Consider the following 358-nt stretch of genomic DNA (forward strand, 5'->3'; position numbering starts at 1 on the left):
TTTTTTCTATTTAACTCGGGAAGTAGCTCAGCTTGGTAGAGTACTTGGTTTGGGACCAAGGTGTCGCAGGTTCGAATCCTGTCTTCCCGATTGATGGCGGTGTAGCTCAGCTGGCTAGAGCGTCCGGTTCATACCCGGGAGGTCGGGGGTTCGATCCCCTTCGCCGCTATAAAGATCTTGTTGGACCTTTAGCTCAGCTGGTTAGAGCTCTCGGCTCATAACCGAGTGGTCGTAGGTTCAAGTCCTACAAGGTCCATTGTATATTTTGGAGGATTACCCAAGTCTGGCTGAAGGGAACGGTCTTGAAAACCGTCAGGCGTGTAAAAGCGTGCGTGGGTTCGAATCCCACATCCTCCTT

4 tRNA genes are annotated in these 358 nt (G+C 51.4%); all 4 read left to right on the forward strand.

The features are described 5' to 3' along the window. Nucleotides 1-16: 16 nt before the first annotated feature. The 4 genes from B7708_RS00085 (at nucleotide 17) to B7708_RS00100 (ending at nucleotide 357) form a co-directional block, all read left to right on the forward strand. Nucleotides 17-90, forward strand: a tRNA-Pro gene (locus tag B7708_RS00085). 5 nt (nucleotides 91-95) lie between these two features. Continuing rightward, nucleotides 96-169 (forward strand) — tRNA-Met (locus tag B7708_RS00090). Between the two features lie 13 nt (nucleotides 170-182). Further along, a tRNA-Ile gene (locus tag B7708_RS00095) sits at nucleotides 183-256 on the forward strand. Between the two features lie 11 nt (nucleotides 257-267). Then, nucleotides 268-357 (forward strand) — tRNA-Ser (locus B7708_RS00100). The last annotated feature ends 1 nt before the right edge of the window (nucleotide 358 follow it).

The organism is Streptococcus oralis subsp. dentisani, assembly GCF_002096615.1.
Classification (GTDB): Bacteria; Bacillota; Bacilli; order Lactobacillales; family Streptococcaceae; genus Streptococcus; species Streptococcus oralis_U.